We start from the raw sequence: 2197 nt of genomic DNA, 5'->3' as shown, positions 1-2197 counted from the left end.
AGGTCGGTCACGCATTACTCACCCGTTCGCCACTCTCACCCGGAAGCAAAGCCCCCAGGATCCCGTTCGACTTGCATGTGTTAAGCACGCCGCCAGCGTTCATCCTGAGCCAGAATCGAACCCTCCACAAAAAACCTTGCAGAAAGACATCGACAGATGACTCTCAAAAAAAACAATTGACGGAACATCCTATAAGGAAGGACGTTCGCACAAAAACCCCGACCCTCTTCAACGCCCCTCGGCGACTCCAGGAAAAACCCCGAAGCGAGAATCGGACTGGCAATCATTGACTATAAAGAAGTAAGTAGTACAACACGCTCTTGAGTTCTCAAACCACCACACACAGCCAACCCCGGAAACCAACCACACAAAGGGAAGAACCAGAAGCTGACCGGCAGCAAGAGATAAACATACACCACCCGGCACCACACCGCAAACCCACACCACAAAACCACCCCGGAACCGTTGCAAACACAACACTCCCACGGCGTGTCGAAAACAAGCCCAACAAGCCCTACAACCACCACGATACCCACCACAACACCACCACCCACACCACAACCAACACAATTCACCCACAACCAACCAACCATTCACCCAACCCAACAACCACAACCCGGCGAAACCACCCACCGACGCGCTGCGCGCGCCACCTCCCGCCAGCGGGAGGCAACATGAGATAACGAAAGGTCCCCGGTTCCGAAAGGAACCTGGGACCTTTCATACATGAGGGCGTCATGGTGTCAGCGTCGACGCGGCTTGTATCCCTTCTTTCGGCTATGGGGTTTCAGCTCCTGGTTAAGCGGCACATGACGGTAGCTGGATTGCGGATCGCGATGCGTCAGATGCCAAGTACCACAAAACTGGCAACGATACACCCACAGTTCAGCCCCGCGTTCGATGAAGCTCTGATCGGCGGCACGCTGCGCCTGGGCTTTGTCGTGGTACATGATCTTGTTCGATGTAGTGCAGCGCTTTGGCGTGAAGTAATGCATGAGTAGTCCCCGATCCGACGTCCGATTATCAGCAATGATAATCGAAGCCTCCAGCGTTCGCCGCGTGGCTTAGCGGTGCCGCCGGCGCCTGGCGCCGGGAGCGCGTGTGTTCCTCCCGCCGGCGGGGGGGTGGCGCGCAGCGCGTTGGTGGGTGGTCCCGGTCGCGGGGTCCGGGGCGGCCACCCCCACCCGCTTCGCGGGAGCCCCCGCCGGCGGGGGCGGGAGTCCATGCGCGTGGCGTTGGTCGTGGCTCCCGGTGCGGTCGCGTGGCCGTGGTCCGGTGTTCCTCCCGCTGGCGGGAGGTGGCGCGCGCAGCGCGTCGGAGGGTGGTCCGGTGGCCTCGCGCGTGTGCCGGTCCACCCCCACCCGCTTCGCGGGAGCCCCCGCCGGCGGGGCGGGATCCGCGGACGCGCGCGCCGTTCCCCCGCTCCCCCTGAAGGGGTCGTGCGTGTGCGGGTATGCGTGGACCCCCGGGAGCCGTGTGGCTCGACCGGGGGTCCGTTTCACGTGTGGTGCGGCGGCGTGCTACTCTCCCACATCCTCTCGGGTGCAGTACCATCGCCGTGCCAGGTCTTAGCTTCCGGGTTCGGAATGGGACCGGGCGTCTCTCCTGGGCTATGACCGCCGCAAATCTTCAATTGTGGGGCGAGGTGCTCCCGCTTCCTCGTATATCCCCTCGGGCTGGTGGTTCGGGGACCGGATGGTGGACGCTAGTGTTGATTGTCTTGTCGTGTCGTCACGGTTGCTCCGTGTCGTTCATGATTCGCAGAAGAGGTTGATGCCGTCCCAACCAGGGGTTGGGATGTGTGTGTCGCGCTTCCCCGTTAGTACCGGTCGGCTCCACCCCTCGCGGGGCTTCCACGTCCGGCCTATCGACCACGTGTTCTTCATGGGGGGTCTCGGACCCGAGGGTCCGGGGAATACTTATCTTGGAGCGGGCTTCCCGCTTAGATGCTTTCAGCGGTTATCCCTTCCGAACGCAGCCAACCGGCGGTGCCACTGGCGTGACAACCGGCGTACCGGAGGTTCGTCCACCCAGGTCCTCTCGTACTATGGGCAGGTCTCCTCAGTATTCCGACGAGCGCAGAGGATAGAGACCAAACTGTCTCACGACGTTCTGAACCCAGCTCGCGTGCCGCTTTGATCGGCGAACAGCCGAACCCTTGGGACCTGCTCCAGCCCCAGGATGCGACGAGCCGACA

Annotated in this window: 1 protein-coding gene and 3 rRNA genes; all 4 read right to left on the bottom strand. The window is 61.9% G+C overall.

The window, feature by feature from the left end:
- A 16S ribosomal RNA gene (locus tag Uis4E_RS11570) occupies window positions 1-131 on the bottom strand; the annotation flags it as partial.
- Window positions 132-743: 612 nt separating this feature from the next.
- The gene (locus tag Uis4E_RS11565) at window positions 744-995 is read right to left on the bottom strand and encodes a hypothetical protein (RefSeq protein ID WP_034529946.1); all 252 of its coding nucleotides are present in this window, start codon (window positions 993-995) and stop codon (window positions 744-746) included.
- A 512-nt stretch (window positions 996-1507) separates the two neighbouring features.
- Window positions 1508-1624, bottom strand: a 5S ribosomal RNA gene (rrf, locus tag Uis4E_RS11560).
- A 175-nt stretch (window positions 1625-1799) separates the two neighbouring features.
- Window positions 1800-2197 (bottom strand): 23S ribosomal RNA (locus Uis4E_RS11555); the annotation flags it as partial.

The sequence above is a fragment of the Bifidobacterium parmae genome (genome assembly GCF_002860365.1).
Classification (GTDB): Bacteria; Actinomycetota; Actinomycetes; order Actinomycetales; family Bifidobacteriaceae; genus Bifidobacterium; species Bifidobacterium parmae.
This window is presented reverse-complemented; position numbering and strand designations above follow the sequence as displayed.

Bases quoted from the DNA above. Each gene is read 5' to 3' on its own strand.
- Uis4E_RS11565 (WP_034529946.1), bottom strand. From the start codon at position 995: ATGCATTACTTCACGCCAAAGCGCTGCACTACATCGAACAAGATCATG.